The 19,148-nt window shown below is 53.2% G+C and carries 16 protein-coding genes; 5 read left to right on the top strand and 11 right to left on the bottom strand.

Annotated features, from left to right (window positions below; translation table 11 throughout):
* Positions 1-54: 54 nt before the first annotated feature.
* The 3 genes from PD282_RS22460 to PD282_RS22470 form a co-directional block, all read right to left on the bottom strand.
* Positions 55-1,416: an ABC transporter substrate-binding protein gene (locus tag PD282_RS22460; RefSeq protein WP_274653339.1), complete on the bottom strand. Its 1,362-nt coding sequence runs from the start codon at positions 1,414-1,416 to the stop codon at positions 55-57.
* Positions 1,417-1,537: 121 nt separating this feature from the next.
* Positions 1,538-2,362 (bottom strand): carbohydrate ABC transporter permease, encoded by an 825-nt coding sequence (locus tag PD282_RS22465; protein WP_274653341.1) that lies wholly within the window; start codon positions 2,360-2,362, stop codon positions 1,538-1,540.
* Positions 2,363-2,376: 14 nt separating this feature from the next.
* Positions 2,377-3,261 carry a carbohydrate ABC transporter permease gene (locus PD282_RS22470; protein WP_274653343.1) on the bottom strand — a complete coding sequence of 295 codons (885 nt, stop codon included), beginning with the start codon at positions 3,259-3,261 and terminating at the stop codon, positions 2,377-2,379.
* Between the two features lie 191 nt (positions 3,262-3,452).
* Here PD282_RS22470 and PD282_RS22475 point away from each other — a divergent pair, with 191 nt between their 5' ends.
* Together PD282_RS22475 and PD282_RS22480 are read left to right on the top strand one after the other, a co-directional pair.
* Positions 3,453-3,668: a CDGSH iron-sulfur domain-containing protein gene (locus PD282_RS22475; protein WP_274653345.1), complete on the top strand. Its 216-nt coding sequence runs from the start codon at positions 3,453-3,455 to the stop codon at positions 3,666-3,668.
* Positions 3,669-3,975: 307 nt separating this feature from the next.
* Positions 3,976-4,485, top strand: coding sequence for a DUF2690 domain-containing protein (locus tag PD282_RS22480; protein WP_274653347.1), 510 nt, complete (start codon positions 3,976-3,978; stop codon positions 4,483-4,485).
* Positions 4,486-4,656: 171 nt separating this feature from the next.
* Here PD282_RS22480 and PD282_RS22485 read toward each other — a convergent pair whose 3' ends face one another.
* The 7 genes from PD282_RS22485 to PD282_RS22515 all read right to left on the bottom strand — a co-directional run bounded on the left by PD282_RS22485 (position 4,657) and on the right by PD282_RS22515 (position 13,230).
* Entirely contained in the window at positions 4,657-6,333 is a 1,677-nt protein-coding gene (locus PD282_RS22485; protein WP_338045218.1) for a beta-galactosidase trimerization domain-containing protein, read from the bottom strand.
* Positions 6,270-6,596, bottom strand: coding sequence for a beta-galactosidase (locus PD282_RS22490; RefSeq protein ID WP_274653350.1), 327 nt, complete (start codon positions 6,594-6,596; stop codon positions 6,270-6,272). Before PD282_RS22490 ends, PD282_RS22485 begins: the two co-directional genes overlap by 64 nt.
* Positions 6,597-6,631: 35 nt before the next feature.
* Positions 6,632-7,459: a carbohydrate ABC transporter permease gene (locus tag PD282_RS22495; RefSeq protein ID WP_274653353.1), complete on the bottom strand. Its 828-nt coding sequence runs from the start codon at positions 7,457-7,459 to the stop codon at positions 6,632-6,634.
* Complete coding sequence (locus PD282_RS22500) at positions 7,449-8,336, bottom strand: carbohydrate ABC transporter permease (protein WP_274653354.1); 888 nt, start codon at positions 8,334-8,336, stop codon at positions 7,449-7,451. The genes PD282_RS22495 and PD282_RS22500 overlap by 11 nt, the downstream gene beginning before the upstream one ends.
* Before the next feature lie 28 nt (positions 8,337-8,364).
* The gene (locus tag PD282_RS22505; protein WP_274653356.1) at positions 8,365-9,699 is read right to left on the bottom strand and encodes an ABC transporter substrate-binding protein; all 1,335 of its coding nucleotides are present in this window, start codon (positions 9,697-9,699) and stop codon (positions 8,365-8,367) included.
* Between the two features lie 206 nt (positions 9,700-9,905).
* Positions 9,906-11,438, bottom strand: coding sequence for a response regulator (locus PD282_RS22510; protein ID WP_274653359.1), 1,533 nt, complete (start codon positions 11,436-11,438; stop codon positions 9,906-9,908).
* 22 nt (positions 11,439-11,460) lie between these two features.
* A complete protein-coding gene (locus PD282_RS22515; protein ID WP_274653361.1) occupies positions 11,461-13,230 on the bottom strand; it encodes a sensor histidine kinase in 1,770 nt (589 codons plus the stop codon).
* 264 nt (positions 13,231-13,494) lie between these two features.
* Between PD282_RS22515 and PD282_RS22520 the strand changes: the two genes are divergently transcribed.
* Positions 13,495-15,618, top strand: coding sequence for a beta-galactosidase (locus PD282_RS22520; RefSeq protein ID WP_274653363.1), 2,124 nt, complete (start codon positions 13,495-13,497; stop codon positions 15,616-15,618).
* Between the two features lie 71 nt (positions 15,619-15,689).
* On the opposite strand, the gene PD282_RS22525 is transcribed toward PD282_RS22520, so the two are convergent.
* Positions 15,690-16,760: a branched-chain amino acid aminotransferase gene (locus tag PD282_RS22525; RefSeq protein WP_274653365.1), complete on the bottom strand. Its 1,071-nt coding sequence runs from the start codon at positions 16,758-16,760 to the stop codon at positions 15,690-15,692.
* Between the two features lie 314 nt (positions 16,761-17,074).
* Here PD282_RS22525 and PD282_RS22530 point away from each other — a divergent pair, with 314 nt between their 5' ends.
* Positions 17,075-18,364 carry a glycosyltransferase gene (locus PD282_RS22530; protein WP_274653367.1) on the top strand — a complete coding sequence of 430 codons (1,290 nt, stop codon included), beginning with the start codon at positions 17,075-17,077 and terminating at the stop codon, positions 18,362-18,364.
* A gap of 55 nt (positions 18,365-18,419) precedes the next feature.
* Entirely contained in the window at positions 18,420-19,127 is a 708-nt protein-coding gene (locus PD282_RS22535) for a glycosyltransferase family 2 protein (protein ID WP_274653369.1), read from the top strand.
* The last annotated feature ends 21 nt before the right edge of the window (positions 19,128-19,148 follow it).

Genomic DNA, 19,148 nt, shown 5'->3' on the forward strand with positions numbered 1-19,148 from the left:
GGGCCTCTTCCCGGCAATCCTGGGATAGAACCATTATACTATGAGGGGCGCCGGCTATTTGTTGGCATTTACGACATCCTGCACGGCCTTCTCGGCATTTTTCAGCGTCGTTTCCAGGTCCTGCTTGCCAAGCAAATATTTCTCGACCTCGGCCGTGTAACGGTCCTCGGCCTCGCTCTCGTACGTCGGCGGCACGAGAATTTTAACCGCCTTCGTCGTCTTCAGCACGTTTTCCAGCGAAGCCTTGTCGACCATGTCCGGATTTTTGGCGCTCGACAGCAGGCCGTCGATCATTTGCGAGAGGTCCGCCTTCGTCCAGGCCGATATCATCGATTTCGACGCCAGCAGCCCTTTGGTCGAGAACCAGCGGACGAATTGGTACGCCTCCTTCCGGTGCTCGGAATGCGCGGCCACGCCGACATAGTCGATCGTCGCGACCGTCTGCCCGTTCGGGTCGTCCTTCTTATATTTCGGATACGGCGCGAATACGGTCTTGAACGTCGCCGGCAGCGCGTCCGTACCCGCCGCCTCCGTGATCATCCAGTTGCCGGTCGGGAGCATGACCGCTTTGCCGCCGAAATATTGGTTGCGGTACGCCAGCTTCTGCGAGATGACGTCGGCATAAGACGGCGCGGATTTGTCGACGTTTTCCACCTGATTGATAATGTCCAGCGATTTGCGGACCCGGTCGTTGTCGATGTTCAGCTTGCCATCCGGCGTCAGGATCAGATTATTGTTCGGATCGTTCACGAGGGCGAGCGTAATGTACTGCATCCAGTTGTGGAAATAAGTCCCGTACTGCTTGCTTGGCCCTTCGCCCTTCGTCAGCTTCTTCGCATACGCGATGAAGTCGTCCCACGTCCAATCCGTCGGCACCGGCAGTCCCGCTTCGTCCAGCTTCTCCTTGTTCAGCATGACGAACCAGGTCAGGAACCGGCCCGGAAGCGCGTAATAATGGCCGTTTATCTGCGTGCTCGCTTTATATTCGTCGTCGTAGTTCACGTCGTCGGCCTGAAGGAATTCGTCCAGCGGAGCGAGCATGCCGGCTTTGACGCGCTGCGAGTACCCCGCGGAATCGTTGATCATGACGACGTCCATTTGCTGCCCCGACGCCGCCGCCAGATCGAGCTTCTTCATCGCCTCGTGCGAGTCGTCGTGCGGCGCCAAAATGTTCATGTCGACTTTGATGTCCGGATATTCTTTGTTGAATTCGGGTATGATTTTGCTCCAGTGCGCCGTCTCCTCGGACAGCCAGGTGTCCACCTTGATCGTCACCTGCTTGCCGGCGCTGCCGCCGCCGGCGTTTCCGCCGTCTCCCGCAGCCTGCGGCCCGGAATCGCCGGATCCGCTGCCGCAGCCGGCCAGCAGCCCGAGCGCAAGCACCGCCGTCATCAGCATTGAAGCCGTCTTTCTCATCGAAGCACCCCTCCATGGAATCGTATTCATGTATTTGTGCACCCTCATCATAGCAACCGGGTACACCGGCTAAACATCCACATTTTTTACTTGTTTGTAAAAATTTTTACTTTTCGCCGCTCTATCCTTTCACGCCGCCCGCGGAGATCCCCTCGATCACCTGCTTCTGCCCGGCGATGAACACGATGAACAGCGGAACGATGGCGGACACGGCCGCGGCCATCATGAGCGAATAGTACTGCCCGTTCTCGTTGCCGAACGACTGGATGCCGAGCTGCAGGGTGAACAGCTTGTCGTTCGACAGGAAGATCAGCGGGTTCTGGTAGTCGTTCCACGTCCAAATGAACCGCAGAATGGCGTAGGTCGCAAGGGCCGGCTTGACGAGCGGGAGCATGATCGACAGGAAGATGCGGACGTGACCCGCGCCGTCCATCCGGGCCGATTCGATGAATTCGTCGTTCACGCTGAGGAAAAACTGGCGCAGCAGAAACGTGCCGAGCACGCTGAAGCAGTTCAGCAGAATGAGGCCGATATGCGTGTCGTACAGCCCGATCCAGCGGTACAAAATAAACTGCGGCACGAGAATCGCCTGCTGCGGGATCATGTACATGCCGAGCAGCAGGAGAAAGATCGCGTCCCGTCCTTTGAAGCGCACCTTCGTAAAGCCGTAAGCCGCCATGCTCGAGAACGCTACCGACATCGCCATCGTGCAGACGGCGACCTTGATCGAATTCCAGTAATACAGCCCGAACGGCGAACCGATCCAGACGGCGCTGTAATTTTTTACCGCGTTCCAGTGCTCCGGAATCCAGCGGATCGGGAAATCGAACACTTCCGTTTCCGTCTTCAGCGAGGCGGAAATCATCCAGAAGAAGGGGAACAGGAAGAAGAAGCCGGCAGTCAGCATGACCGCCGTGAACGCCGTTTTGCGCAAACCGATGCTCATGGTTCATCCCCCCCTTAGTAATTGACCCATTTCTTCTGCCCGTAGAACTGCGCCAGCGTAATGGCGAGTACGCAGAACAGCAGCACGACCGACACGGACGAGGCGTAGCCCGTCTTCAAATTGACGAACGCCTGGTCGTACAAATAATACACCATGACCGAGGTGGAGAATGACGGTCCGCCGCCGGTCAGCACGACGATAATGTCGAATACCTTAAACGAGCCGATGACGCCCGTCACCGTCAGGAAGAAGGAGGTCGGCGACAGCAGCGGCAGCGTGATCCGGAAAAACTGCTTCATCGGCGACGCGCCGTCGATCTCCGCCGCTTCGTACAGATCCCTCGGGATGTTCTGCAGCCCGGCCATATAAATGATCAGGTTGTAGCCAAGCCCGGCCCACACGGAGATCATCATCACCGTGAGCAGCGCGTAGTTCTGGTCGGCGAGCCATTTCGGCGGATTGGCGACCCCGAGCGCATGCAGCGTTTCGTTCACGGGGCCGTATTCGGGGTGAAACAGAACCTGGCACACGATCGCAACCGCCACAATGCTGGAAATATAGGGCATGAAATAGACGACCTTGAACAGGCTTTTGAAATAGACATGCTTGTTGATGATCACCGCGAGCACGATCGAAACGGCCATCGTCGCCGGAACGACGAGAATGAAGATGAAGTTGTTCGCCATCGATTTCAGAAACACATGATCGCGGAACAGCAGGCTGAAATTTTTAAATCCGGTGACATGAATCCCTTTGAACCCCTGCACCAGGCTCCAATCCGTCAGGCTGAAAAAGAAGGAGACGAGAATCGGCACGAGAGTCAGCACCGTCAGCCCCAGCAGGATCGGCGCGATAAACAAATAACCCGTCAGCGTCTCGGTCAGATTCCTTCTACTCATCGGCATCTCCCCTTTTACCCTTATGTCATCCCATTATAGAGACCGGGGAGCGCCGTCATAAGGAAGAAAGTTGACCGATTCAAAAAAATTTTTACTTTTGGGGCCGGGACCTTCACAAGAACGTACCGGCTAGTCTTTTCCATCGCAACTGGATATACTTGTATTAACTTTTGTATGGAGGAGGAATATCTATGGCTGAAGAAAACAAAGTAACAATCAAAGTGAACGACAACGGATCGCTTCGCGTGTCGGGACCGGTCGAGCTGGTGGACGCGGAAGGCAACCTGTTCGAGCACAAGGAATCGTTCTCCCTGTGCCGGTGCGGCGGATCGGGCAATAAACCGTTCTGCGACGGCTCTCACAAGGCGATCGGCTTCGAAAGCGCGCCGAGAGCGAAGAAAGAGTAGGATGGTCAAAAGGCAGCCCGGGCTCGGAATGAGCCCGGGCTGTTTGCTGTTATCGGTTCGGAGGCAGATGAGCGGACGGGCTTCGGTGACCGTCGGAATGAGCGTCACTCCGTATTTTTCCGGCGGATGCGAAAGATTTCGATTCGACAAGATTCAGGTTACTTCTACAAAATGAATGTGGTACAGTTGTGACACAGCAGGAAGCATATGGAACATTTTGTTTCAAAATGTTTGAAAGGAAATTATAGGGAGGTGTGACGAGCGGTTAAGCAATGACACAACGATTCTGATTGAGGAGGAACGTTTAATGAAAAAGAAGGTAAGAAGAAAATTTTCGAAGGCATTATCGATTGGCGTGTTGTTTACGTTTGTCTTTGCGATGACGTTTGCTGCCGTGCCGGCGGGACGAACCTATGCCGCGAGCTATGACGGTACGAATCCTTATTCGACAGGCTGCGCATCCAAAAGCCCGATCACCTACGCAACCAATTATATTTATAAAAGCGGCGTAAAAATCGGATATGTGCAGTTAAAAGGAAGTGCGTATTGTCATACGGCGTGGGGTTACGTGAAGTTTTATTCGTCTGCTCCATACAATTATTATGCAAATGTTTGGGTAGACAGTTATAATGGCAGCACGTATCGAACAACGGTCAGCTGTGCCAGCAGCGGCGGAAACGATGTGGTTATGAAAGGCCAGACCTCCTGTTATACCGCCCAGCTGTACGATAAAGATCCGTATAACGCTCAGGCCGAAGCGGATGTATATTCTTCATCCGGGGCGCTCATCGCTTACACGTATACCGGACGTTATTAGTCACTTCCTGCACGGATAATTGATGGCCCGAACTTAAAAAGCAAGCCCGGTTTTATCGGACAGATAAAACCGGGCTTTTTTCATCGTTATTCCGGGGAAACCGCCGCCTGTACATTTCCGGGGCAATATATGCCGGATGGATCAAAAGGGCAGGCCTGCTTATGATTGATATTATCCATAAGTCCGGATATGCGAAGCTTGATAGCGGGATATCTCCAATTCCAGCAAAATTCCGTCTTTGGGAGGAACCTTGACCCGGATGCAGTTGCGGTTCATATTATTCCGGCACTGCCCCCACAGCACCCGGCCGAGCCTGAAGCTCCCCAGCTCCTCGGATAAGGAAAGATTCGCATCGATTGCAGCTTTGCCCGGATTTAGAATCCATAGGAATATTCCTCCACCCGGTTTTTCGAACAAGCGTGTATAAACACCGTCGCCGGTGATCGCAACTTCCGGCTTTTTTCCGCCCCATGCCAGCACACCTGCAAAAAAGGACCGCGAATTCTCATCCGCATGATGGTAATAACCTGCCGAAGGAAACGTGCCGATAAGAAGTGTTTTCCCTTTGCCGTAAGCGTATTCTGCCACTGCGGCCGTGCCGTCCGGATAGGTGCCTTTGACTTCCGCTCCTTCGGAAATATAGCTCTGCATGAATAATCCGCCGCGCACCTCTTTGCCCGCATAATGAAATCGTATGTCATCCAAATCCGGCATAAACTCCGCTTCGTGCTGTTTCACGCCGAACAGTACATTCAAGCCGAAATCGGGCTGCAGCGTCCCGACCCGACCCGTATCCCCGAAATAAGCGGGGCAGCCCTGGCAGATCAGCTTTCCGCCCTTTTCCACCCATTCGGTCAGCTTGCGGGCGTCTTCACGTTCCATCAGGACCGGAAACGGATAGAACAGAAGATCGTACCTGTCAATTTGATCCATGGATACGAAATCGGCTTGAATGTTATTATCGAAGAACCCCCGGTAGGCGCCGGATATAGCCTCATCGTAAACGTCCGAATCAACCCCGAGTCCGAGCAGGTATTTGAAGGCGAGCGCCTCCTGAGTGACAAGCAGGCCGATCTGTCCTCGCGCGCTCACCGATTCGCAAAAGGCCTTCCGGTCCGGATGATTGATCCACTTGGCCAGAGCACTTGCCATCCGGCTTCGGGAATTGGGAGAACCGTCCATATTGTAATAACCGTAGGCGCCGAACAACGGTCCGTCAAGAAGCGGCCGCCACCTCGGATTAAGCACTCCCTTTGCGCCTCCCGCAATGGAGGCAAGGCTCCAGAATCTTACGTCTTCGTCCGTAGGAAACCTTCCGTTATCTCTCGTACTTCCCTTAATCGTCGTATGCGAGAACGGATTGAACCATACAGGACCGCCTTGTATTTCGTTATGCCAGTAGGGCTTGCCTTCCGAACCGGCTCTGACTAAATCCGCCGCATGCATCTGTTTCCACAGCTGGGTCCCGTGCCTTTCGTGTGCGAAGGTGTAGCCGTAAACCTGCACTTTGGCGGCTGCTCTCCACTCGTCCGAGCCTCCCAGACGATAATTATTCAATGCGGCTGCTTCTCCATGTGCCATGATTAGGCTGTCCGGGTCGTTCGCCCGGATCGTATCGATTCGCCACTGCATGAGCTCGTAGAAATTATCTTTTTTAAATTTCAGCCAATCCAGACTGTGTGCATACGGCCCCGGCCGGTACGGCGGGTGAACATCGTTCCAGCTCTGAAGGCTGTACATCTGCCAGGCTCCTCCCACCTGCTTCAGCGAGCCGTATTTCTCCCTTAGCCAGTTTTTAAATTGCTCCACCGAATAACGGTCATAAAAAAATTCGTGCTGACCAGCCACAGCGGCGCAAAGGTCGTCATCTCGGCGACAATCGTCACGATGCCGTTCCGGGCGGCAAGATCAAGCTGCCTGTCGTAATCCGACCAATCATATACGCCGGGAGCCGTTTCGATCGCGCCCCACATAAACCAGTGGCGAAAGCTGTTCATGCCATCCGCAGCCGCGGCGGCGTAATCTCGCTCCCAATCCTCCCGGGGCGGATTTGATTTGCGGAAATAAACGGCTCCGTATGGAAACTGAGGCATTCGTATTGAGCCCGTCATGTTCATCTTCCTTTCCGGATGGATCGCAATCCGCATCAGCCCTTTACTGCACCGGCGGCAATGCCTTCGACGACGCTTCGCTGCAGTAAAAAGTAAGCGGCGACCAGCGGGAGCATCGAGAGCAGATAGGAGGCGAAAGCCAAATTCCACTGCGTGTTATACATGCCGTAAAAGGCGTACTGCGCCAGCGTGATCGTCCGTTTTCCCGCATCCTGCAGCGTAAGCAGCGGAAACAGGAAATCGTTCCATACCCATAATGCGTTCAAAATGATCGAAGTGGCCGTAATATGCTTGACCATCGGAAAGTAGATATACCAGTACATTTTGCCCGGTGAGCACCCGTCAATAAGGGCGGAATCGCCCATTTCCTGCGGTATCGAACGGATAAACCCGACGTATAGAAACACCGCGAACGGAATGCCTCTGCCGATATACGCGAGCGAGAGCCCGAGCAGACTGTTCATCAGGAACAAATCCTTCATCATCTTGACCAGCGGACTCAGTGTCATATAGAAGGGAATAAGCAGTCCGCAAACAAAAACATAGTACATGATTCCGTACATCTTCGATCTTCTCTTCGCCAAAGTGAAGGAGCACATCCCGGAAATCAAGGCAATCCCGACGACGCTGACCAGCGTAACCAGAAAAGTATTCGTCAGCACCGTTCCGAAATTCATGAGCTTCCATGCGCTTTTAATATTGTCGAGATACAGCGTCGCCGGCAGGCGCAGCGGATTTTTGAGCGTCTCCGGCGGCGTCTTCAGAGCCTGGGTGACCATGATATAAAAAGGGAACAAATAGACCACCGTGACGGCGATCAGCGAAATCTCCCAAATGGCGAATTTCATCTTTTTATATGGCATTGTCTTCCATCCTTCTTAGTATGTTCAGCTGAATTAATGTGATGGCCACAATGATGAGAAATAGAATGACGCCCAGGGTTGCCCCGTACCCCGCCCGGTAATTTTGGAACGCTTCGCGATAAATCGTGAGGGACATAATTTCGCTGGCGTTCCCCGGGCCTCCGCCCGTAAGCGAAAAAAGCAGGTCGAATTCTTTGAAGCCTCTTTCCATCGTCATGACCAGATTGACGGTGAAAGCCGGAATGATCAGCGGAGAGGTGATATAAATAAATTTCCTCCAGCCCACGGCTCCATCCATTTCCGCCGCTTCATACAGCTCGCCCGGTATACCCTGCAGAGCCGCGATGTAAACGACCATCGTCCAGCCGAGCATGCGCCAAACATTCACAAACACCGCCGCGTAAAGAGAAGCTGCGGCACTGCCCAAGTAATTGTTAGCCATCGTCTGAAGATGAAGCGCCTTTCCCAATTCGGCAATCGGATCCGTAAACAGATAGCTCCACAGATAGCCGACCATAAGCGGACTTAACAAGACGGGAAGAAACAGCAGCGTCCGCAGCAGATTTTTCGTTTTCAGCCGCCGATGAAGCGCAATCGCGATCAGCAGAGAAACGATATTCTGGCAAATGGTGAGCAAAAAAGCAAACACAAACGAATTCCGCAGCGGGATCAGCACGTAAAAATCGTGAAAAAAGGTTTTGTAGTTCGATAAGCCGATAAAATGAAAACGCATATCGATTCCGTTCCAGTCCGTAAGACTATAGAAAATGCCTCCAATCACCGGGTAAATCATAAAGACGGCAAACAGAACGACCGCCGGAATCGTCAGTATAAAATATTGAAAGCTTTCGTTTCTTTCGCCTAGGCCCGGCCGCATTCCTATTCCACCTCGCCCTCGCCAGTTTCTATTGCGTTTCGACATGCAGATCCATGAAATCCTTTTTAAAATCGGGCGATGCGTTAAGCAGACGCTGATGCTCCTTCTCCATCGTGTCCAGCACTTGGTTGACATCTTCGCCGGCCATCCACTGCTGCGTCGCCTTTTTCATAATATCTTTGATGCCGGGAATCCACTCGCGCTCGGAAAACCCGACATATTTACCGCTGTCGAGCAGCGGCACCTCGTTCTCCAAACTCTTGTCAATATTGCCGGAGGTTCCTTTCACCGCGGAAATTTCATTTAAATTTTTCGCGAACAAATTGCCGCTGTCCACCGTGAACATTTCATTCAGATAAGCGACTGCGGCATCGGGATATTTCGTTTTGCTCGAAACCGAAACCGCGGAATCGAAATCCGCTATCGTCTTATAGTCGCTCTCGTTCTCCAGCAGCGGATAAGGCGCGATAATAAAATTGATATTCGGGTTCAGCTGCCGTATGGCGACGCTATCGGGCGTTCCCGCCATATAGAACACGGCCTCTTCATTGGCATATCTTCGTCTTGCGCCGTCCGGATCAAGCCCGAGCAAATCTTTGTTGGCATATTTCAGCACTTTCCCGTAAGCGTCGAACAAGCCGCGCATTTCCGGGCCGTTCCAATGCTTCGTGCCTTCAACCGTTTCTTTGTAGAAATCGGGATTTTGTCCGGAAATCACTAAATGCAGGTAGCCGAAATTAAATGCATTCGCTCCGCTGGCGTCTTTGGCCGGGATCACGATAGGCGTCTCCAGCCCGTTTTTTTTCAGCGTTTCGCATGCCGCGAGAAACTCGCTGAAGGTTTTCGGCATTTCGTTCACGCCGTATTTTTTAGCCAGGTCGGCATTGAAATACATGCCCCAAACCGTCTGCTGAATCGGGAGTGCGTACGTTTTCCACTGATACACGTTTAATTTTTTATGGATCGGCTTCAGCTTGTCTTCAAACCCTTTTCCCGACAAATCCAACAAGTGGCCGCCTTTGGCATACAACTGAATTTGCGTTCCCCATTGATAAATGAAGATATCCGGAGGATCGCCTGCAGCCAGCTTTGCCGTCATCGCCGTATTATAGGCTTCAACGCCCGGAATCGCGGTCACTTCGACCGTATAACCCGGCATCTTCCGTTCAAATTCCTTCGTGTAGGCGTTTAACGTATCCACCATTTCCGGCGAGTTCGTAAACAGCTTTAACGTTTTTACCGCGCCTGAGGCCGCCTGCCCCGGATCGGATCCGCCGTTTACCGCTTCCTTTCCATTCGAGCAGGCCGCCAAACCGATGAGTAACACGAACAACACTGGCAGAAATACGCATGTTCTCCGCATCGTCCGGATCTCCCTTCCAATCGTCATTTTGAAGTCTCCACCATTGTAAGGGCTAACATTGTTAAAAAATAGATAAGTGAAGTTATGTAAAAACCATCGTCCTTATTAGGTTTTGATGCCGCGGAAGCGGATGCGAAAGTATAAAAGTTTCATTTTCACAGAAAAAAAACGTTGACCTTTACCCGCGTCAACGTTCAGCGCAAATATTAACGGCTGCCTCTTACAAATTGTTTCGGCGTCAAGCCTTCGGTTTTCTTGAATACCGTGCTGAAATAATGCGGGTTCTTAAATCCGCTCATCCGGGCGATTTCTTTGATCTTATATTTTCCCGAAGCCAGCATTTCCTTGGCATTATTCATCCGTACCCGCAGCAAATAATCCTGGAAATTCATTTGAATGACTTCTTTGAACATCAGGCTTAAGTAGCTCGGGTTATAATGCTGCAGCTCCGCGATTTCCTCTAGCTTGATATCGTCCGAATAATGAGTATCGATGTATTCCTTTAATCTGTGAATCGTTTCCGCCTTGGAATGCTCGCGAAGATGGGAAACGTTAATAATGGTCAGAAACAGCTCTTTCACCCAATCCATCATTTCCCGCAGCGAATCGAAACGATAGATTTCGCCCGGGCATTCCGGAATTCGCTCTTCCGGATCGAAGCCGAATTCCTCCGACGCGATAATTTTGAGATGGGCATACAAAGTCTGCACGGAACGGTATGAGGACTGAAGCTGGCCGATTTCGCACAATATTTCGTCAAGCAGTGCGGAAACGCCTTGATAATCGCCGTTTTCGGTGTAATGCTTCAGCATCGCGATCTTTTGTGGAGGAAGTTTGTAAGCGTTTGGAAATAGGAGGATGTCGGACGGACGTACAATTTGATTTTCCTCGAGCAGCACTCTGGTCTTTATACACGAAACGGCCTCCCGGTAGCTGGCGGAAAATCCGCTCTGCCGTTCGCTGATGCCGAGGGTATACTGAAAAATCGAACGGCCAGTCAGCTCCTGCTGCAATTCCGTGACAAAATGGTCAATATCGTGATTGGACGCCCCTTCCTCGTCCGGTTCGGGAATGCAAAATAAAATGGCGTATTCCCGGGGCTTATTTTCGAAAATGACCACATTTTCGTGAAACGCCCAGCGCCCGGACCGGGAAAGCACTTCGCCGAACACATTCGGGTTCCAGCCCTTCGTCCGGGGATCGATATAAACATAGACGCTCCGATACTGTGCCTGCTCCCCTCCGGCTTGAAAAATCTCGTCCGGATCGCAATCCCGGCTGTCGATTTGGGATAATTTGCTTTTGACGAGGCCTGTGTGTTCGATATAGGACAGCTGCTTTTTTAGAAGCCCGTCCTGCCGGTCCTTATCAATCAACTCAAAACATCGAAGCAGACATTGCGCGAGTGCGGATCGGTCGATCGGCTTAAGCAGATAATCGGTGACGCCTAATTTCAGCGCCTTCGCCGCATATTGAAATTCGTTGTAGCCGCTGATGATGACGGTTTTGATTCCCGGAAATTTCTGTTTGGCCATGCGGATCAGTTCAAGCCCGTCCGTTTCTTCCATTCGTATATCGCACAGCACGATATGCGGCTTAACCTCGGCGATGACCTTCAGCCCCGTCTCGGCGTTCTCGGCCTCCGCGATCCGGGATATCGGAAAGCCGCTTTTCCGCAGCTTGCTGATCAGCCCCTGCCTTAACAGCTCCTCGTCGTCGATGACAACCACTTTATACATATTTCCACCTCGTTTCAAAGATTCAATCGTAAGTAAGCGGCAGCGTTAACGTAACCGTCGTCCCGGCATGTTCTCCGCTCTCGATCGAAAGACCGTAACGGACTCCATAATAATTAATCAATCGTTTTTGTACGTTGAAAATGCCGATCAAGTCTCCGGCAGCGCCTGAAAAAGATCCTTCGCGGCATTCCTCCAATCGTTTATGCAAGAAACGAAGGATCGGAGACCGAATGCCGGCCCCGTTGTCGCTGACCCGTATGGTAAGCACCCCGTTATCCGCTTCGGCATGAATCGTCACAATCCCTTTGCGCTTCAACCCTCTAAAGCCGTGTAGGATACTATTTTCCACGATCGGCTGCAGAATGAATTTCAGAATCCGGTATTCCTTCAGCTTATCGTCGACGTCGATGATGCAGTCCACCTTATCGCGAAAGCGGATTTTTTCAATGTCAAAATACGTGCGGACATGGTCGAGTTCATCCCCCAGCCTGACAATATGGCTACCTCTGATGTTGTAATGAAACAGCTTGCCCAAGGACTCGGCGATGATTTGAACCTCAGGAACTTCCCTCACTTCTCCGAGCGCCTCCATCGTTTGAAGCGTATTGTACAAAAAATGGGGGGAGATTTGCAGCTGCAGAGCATCCATTTGAGCCGACCTCAGCAGCAGCCCGTCATCGTATATTTTCCGGATTAACTTCTTGATTTCAAAGACCATGGCGTTAAAGCCGCCGTACAGCTGCTTCATCTCGGGATCCAGTCCCTCTTCGTTCAGCTGAATATCAAAATTGCCGTTGCGAACAAGCCTCATCGATTTAATAATTCTGCGAATAGGCTGAAGCATATAGACGGATAGGAGGGCGGCCAGGATCAATGAGCCGACAATGACCAGGGCAGACATCCACAGCAAATGATTACGAACCTCTTTCACGTTCAGCAACGCGTTCTTAAACGTATTGGGTATCGCCACGACAGTGGTCCAACCGGATAAATTCGAAACCTGCGTAACAAACGGGCGATTTTCGGCGGTATATTTTTTTCCCGTCAACCGGTTATTCGAATCGAGCAGCACCGTCCGCTCCTGATCGAGAACGACGATGTGAACGCCGTTATCGGCGGAAAGCACGTCATCGTTAATAATATTGTGCAGAATATTAATATCGGACATAATGGTGATATAACCGAAGGTGGCGTTATTATCGATCCGGTTGACGCATTGAATCACGCCGAACAGCCTGGTCGGCAATCCTTGATCGATTTTGTCCGGGGGCACCAGATGGATTTCCCGCGAATTGATCCTGCTCAGATTAGCGCGAATCCAGGCGCGATCCTTCAGGTCGCTGTCGAAATTGGCAAATCGCGACGGACCGGTGTAAAAGGATTCGAGACTGCCGTTATACAGGTTGATCATCATGCTGTCCCTGACCGAGGTGAAACTTATGATCAGATTGGTAATATACTCGGAATCCTTCAGCTTTTGAATGGACGTATAGGACGGCGATTGACTGTCGGACAAGATTCTTTGCACCTCGGCATTGCCCAGCACAATCTTGCCGATCCGATCCATTTCGTCCATGTAGCCGTCAATTTCGCTGCTGATGGTCAGCGCGACATTGCTGGCATACTGAACATTTTCCCGCTCGACGTAATGGACGGCCTGGTTGTAAGTGATGATGCCCGTTACGGTCACGGCCACGGTAATAACCGCAAGCAAAGTGGCGATCAACTTCAAGGTCAGCGAATTTGTCCGAAACAAACCGCCGATTCGCATGAAATGATTGCGATGCTGCATGCCAACTCTCCTTGATAGCGCATACATATTGCAGCGCCACGCATGAAATTCCTCACCATCAGCATAGTAAAAGCGGAATCGAATGTCCACATGGGGGAAGGATCGGTATTCGAGTGCAAAGGAAAACAAACTTTTTCGGCCCATCGCCAGCTGCTTCCGTGAAAAATCCAAGCTGATCAAACCAATATTTCCAAAATCATTCATCCGGCCTATCCTTTAATATGGAATAGGTAATGAACTCGAATGGAAAGGAGCTGGAAGCAATTGACGAGTCAGCCTGAAGACCGGCGTACCGAATACAAGAGCTCCATTCATTTCGGCGCCGTTTATTTCCGCAAGACGAACCCTCCCCGGAGGGACTGGGAGCGGGATTATACCGTTGCTGTCGAGGATGGGCACAACATGTTCCGGCACTGGTTTCCCTGGGGGGCGATTGAAGTCGCCCCTGGCGAATTCGATTGGGAAGACTACGATATTCATCTGGACCTCGCGCAAAAATACGGCATCGATACGGTCATCGCGGAAATGATTACCGACGTTCCGGAATGGCTCTACCACCGTTATCCCCATGCCCGCCGCGAAACGATTCAGGGCGTCAAGCGGCCGAACATGATGCACGGAAGCTGCATTACGGGCGGTCATAACGCCATGTGTCTCGACAATCCGGAGGTGGCGGAGCTGGCGGGCCGGTTTTTGCGGGAGCTTGCTTTAAGGTATCGCAGCCATCCGGCCCTTTACGGCTATGACATCTGGAACGAATGCTCGCTATACGACCCGCAGCTGATCTGTTACTGCCCGGCTACGCAAGCGCGCTTCCGCGAGTGGCTGAAACGCAAGTACGGGGATCTTCGGACGCTCGGCAAAGCCTGGTTCCGCTACAGCTTCACAACGTGGGAGGACGTTGAGCTCCCCCGGACTATCGGACCTTATCCCGATGTATTGGACGCCATCGCCTTTCAGAACGACAACACGTTTCAGTGGATGCAATGGCGGGCGGATCTCCTGCGCAGCGCCGATCCGGAGCATCCGATTCTCGCGCACGGCAATGCGAAGAGCTTCAGCGACATCGCGCCGGCGTGCGGCGACGATTACCGCGCGGCCGAAATTGCCGATGTGTTCGGCTATACGTACTGGTATTCCAACCGCTGCCATACGCTGCTGGCCAGCGATATGATCCGGTCCGCTTCCAAAGGCAAACCATTTTGGAGGGCGGAGGCGATCGGCAATTCCACGTGGGAGCAGCGTCGCGCCGATTCCGGTCCTGCGCCGGAAAAGGATGAAATGGCCGAGCCGGAAAATATCCGGCTGGACAGCATGATCTCCTTCATGGCCGGGGCCAGAGGATATCTCAACCCAAGATGGCGTCCGCTGCTGGACGGCCCCTTGTTCGGAGCATACGGCTGGTACGGGATGGACGGCAGCAGGACGGAGCGTTCCGAGATGGCTTGCTCCATTGCCAAGTGGGCCCATCAACCGGCAAACGAGAGATTGTGGAAATCAAAGCCGGTCAAAGGCGAGGCTGCCGTACTGCTGCTGGAGGAGGCGCAAGCCCACTGTTATGCCGCATATGGAAGTACGCAATATTACTCGCTTTCGCTGCAAGGCGTTTACGAAGCTTTCATGCATGCCAACATTCAATGCGATATTATTAAGCTCGATCAGATCCATGATTACGCGGTCGTTTACGTACCGTTCCCCGTGGCCTTGAAGGATTCGACCGTCTCCGCCTTGATCGAATGGACCCGAAGCGGCGGAAGTTTGATCGGCGAGGCCGGCTTCGGCTACTTCACGGATCAGGCGCACGCGATCGAAACCCAGCCCAACCGGGGGATGGAAGCCGTGTTCGGCTGCCGGGAGAAGCGCGTCTCCTTCGGGCTCGAACGCTGGAACGACCTGAAAATCACGGCCCGTCTGCCGGAGGGAGATGCTTTGATCAGCGGGGGGCTGCTTCGCCAATCCTACGAGCTGCAGGGCGCTGCGGCCGCCGGTTGGTTCGAGGACGGGGAAGTTGCAGTTACCGACCATGCTTATGGGAAAGGGAAAGCAAGACTGGCCGGTTCCATGATCGGCTATGGTTATAAGAAGCGACCGGACGAGCAGACAAAAGCGTGGTTCGCTTCCCTGCTTCATTTAAACGGCTCAAAGCCTATGGTTCAGGTCAACAAGTCCAACGTGATCGCAAGACTCTCTTCCCATGAAGGACGATATTTCTTATGGGTGCTGAATGAAAACGTGTCCGAGCAAACCGTCACCGTCACGGTCGACGAACGAATCGCAGCCCCTCGCCATGCCAACGTTTTGCGGGGCCGTTCGGACCTAACCTTGGCCGGACAATGCTTCACCTTAACCGTAGAAGGCCGCGATGCCGCAATCCTGGAATTAAACTAATCCGCCCATTAAAAAAAGAGGGACCCGCGCGCTCCATGCGTGCGGATCCCTCTTTTTATCGCTTGGTTCGATCATTCAAGGCAGGTGACGGTCCAGCCGAACTCGTCCGGAAGCCGGCCGTACTGAATGCCGGTCAGCGTCTCGTACAGCCTGGCCGCCATTTCCCCGGCTTCGCCGCGGCCGATTTCGATGCGTTCCCCGTTCCAGCACAGGCTGCCCACCGGCGCCACGACGGCCGCCGTTCCCGTGCCGAACACCTCCTGTAGCGTCCCTTCCGCGTGCGCGCGGTATACTTCGTCAATCGCGATGCGCCGTTCGCTGACCTCGTACCCCCAGGCGTTAATCAGCTCGATGATCGAACTCCGGGTGACGCCGTCCAAAATGCTGCCGCTCAGCAGCGGCGTGACAAACTCGCCGTTGATGCGGAAAAACACGTTCATGCTGCCGACCTCTTCAATGTACCGGCTCTCCACCGCGTCGAGCCACAGCACCTGATCGTAATGCTCGCGTTTCGCCAGCTCCTGCGCCTTCAGCGACGACGCATAGTTGGCCGGCGTTTTGGCGACGCCGAGCCCGCCGCGGACCGCCCGGACGTACCGGTCCTCGACGTAGATGTCGACCGGCTTCATGCCCTGCCCGTAATAGCTGCCGACCGGAGACAGGATGATGACGAACAAATATCGGGACGAGGGGCGTACGCCAAGCGCGGCTTCCGTGGCGATGATGAACGGGCGGATGTAGAGCGATGCGCCGGGCAGCTCCGGGACCCAGCCGGCGTCGACCGCCACCAGCGCTTTCACCGCTTCGATGAAATCGGATTCGTCCATCTGCGGCATGGTCAGCCGTTCGTTCGACAGATTGAAACGTGCCGCATTGCGGCCGGGCCGGAACAGCAGCACGCGTCCGTCTTCCGCACGGTAAGCCTTCAGCCCCTCGAATACGGCCTGGCCGTAATGCAAGACCATCGCCGCGGGGTCCAGCTGCAGCGGCGCATACGGCACGATACGCGGGTCGTGCCAGCCCTGTTCGTTCGAATAATCCATCATGAACATGTGATCGGTAAAATAACTGCCGAACCCGAGCGCATTCGGATCCGGCTTCGCCTTCGCCTTGCCGTTCACCACGCGTATGGTTTCCTTCATCGGTCATCCGTCCCTTCAAGTGACAGTTCTTTTCTACCACTATAGAAGAACACGAACAATTGATCAATTTGAAAATATCAATTACGGTCATAGATTAAAACTATGATTCTTCAAACCGCTTAAAACGGGCTCCGGCGTGGTTCTTTGTCCATGTCGTGTATAAGGCTCGGCGAATTAATTGTATATAGATACCAGTGTTCGAACGTCACGGGATGAAACGAAACCTGTATCGACAAATGGACCCCCATGTCACGCATAGGATGGCATCCCGCAGGAAACGCGGGCAAAATAACTCTAAGCATGGGAGTGATGGTATGAAACAAAAAAGCAGGCCGGCCCGAAGGGTCACGACCACAAAAACGGTCAATCACACGATTCAGGTGCAGGATAACATTCAATTGTCGGGCAAGCCGATGATCGTCAAGCTGCCGGCGCCCGATGAACGGCTGCTGTCCAACGAATACAGCGTGCTTCTTGTCATTGATCAGTTCAATGTGGGCGGTACGGAGACACATACGCTCGGATTGGCGCGCGAATTAATGAAAAACGGAGTGCATGTCGCGATCGCCGGCAAAAGCGGCCGCATGCTGGATTCCTTCGTTGCATTGGGATGCCCCGTTTATACGATGGATTTTGTAACGGATACCTTTGAGTATAACGCTCAGACGGAATCGGAATTGATCGATCATTTAAAGGCGATTATCCGGGAGGAAAATATCGGACTGCTGCACGCGCATCAATTCCCGTCCGGAAAAATTGCCGTTCAGGCGGCAAAGGAAATGAACATTCCCATCGTCTTTACGGTCCATCTCACGATGATCGACGGCGATTTGATTCGTCTGCTCGATGACTGCGATGAAGTCATCGCGATCAGCAGCTCCGCCGCCGCCAAGCTGCAGCAGTGGAATATTCCGGCGACACTGCTGACCAACGGAATCGATCTGAAGGAATTTGCGTTAAGCCGGGCAACCCGGCCTTTCGTCAGGTCCTCGTTAGGCCTGCCCGAGGAAGGACCGATCGTCACCTATGCGGCGCGGCTATCCTTCGAGAAGGCGGACATATCGCTCGCCGTCATCGAAGCCTGCCGGCAGCTTGTGATGACCGATTATCCGGCCTTGCGGCTCGTTATTATCGGCGGAGGGCGGCAAAATACGCAAGTCCGCGAGCGGGTATCGGCCATTCATAAGGAAATGGACGGCAAATTCGTGCTTATGCCCGGCGAGGTGCTCCATTTGCGCCCGTATTATTCGTCCAGCGATTGTTTTATCGGTACCGGCCGCACCGCTCTCGAAGCGCTTGCCTGCGAATGCCAGACGATCGTCGCCGGGGCCAAAGGATACCTTGGATTCATGCATAATAAACAGCAGTACGACAAAGCCTGGGATACCTGGTTTTGCGATCACGGTCCCGGCAGCCCGTGTACGGTCGACGCCTTTGAAACGGATATCCGTAAAGTCTTATCGTTGTCCCCCCGCCAAAAGGAAGACCTCGGCTGGGTAGGAAGGAAATTCGTCAAAGAGCGTTACGACGTGGTGGACAGAATTCCGGAGCTGCTCAGTATATACGCTCGTTATATGAAAACCCAGCCGCTCCTGGACGAATGAAAGCATGTTTGTCGCAATATGATCATCCTACTCTTGCGCGCCTGGGGGTCATGGCATGAACAGTGAACGTCTTTCGGGCCGTGTCAGCTTCGTGGTGCCGTGTTATAACTGCAGCGCTTATGTAAAGGAATGCTTGGACAGTTTGATCCTGCAGACGTATGAAGATATCGAAATCATCGCGGTGGATGACGGGTCAACCGACGCGACCTGGGAAACGATCGAGCAGTGGAAAACCGGGGCCCCCCGCAAAAATCCTTTCTTTGATATCCGTAACCGGTTTGTCGCTCTAAGGCTGCCGCGAAACTGCGGGTATTCCGGCGCGATGACGACCGCTATGTATCTGGCCCGCGGAGAGTTTATCGCCACGCAGGATGCGGACGATTTATCCCATGCGCAGCGCATCGAGCACCAAGTGAATGCGATGCTGCAAAGACCGGAGCTGGGCGCGGTCGGCACTTCTTATCACTATTTTCGCGACGGCCGCTTCGACTCGCCCGAACGGGAATGCTGGCTCAAATACGGCATGGACAACATCAAAGCCTCTTACGATAACGGCCTTCATTGCGTATGCCACGGCACCCTTTTATTTCGCGCTTCGCTCTTCGATCGGCTGGGCGGGCTCACCAGGAGATTGCCGGGTGCGGAGGATTACGAACATATCGCCCATTTCATCGCGGCCGGCGAGCGAATCGATAATTTAAACCTGCCCCTTTATTATTATCGGATCCACGACAAACAGCGGTCTCATGAGTACTACGGGTAATGCCTTTTCTCAAGGAGGAAG

This window comes from Paenibacillus humicola, from assembly GCF_028826105.1.
Classification (GTDB): Bacteria; Bacillota; Bacilli; order Paenibacillales; family Paenibacillaceae; genus Paenibacillus_Z; species Paenibacillus_Z humicola.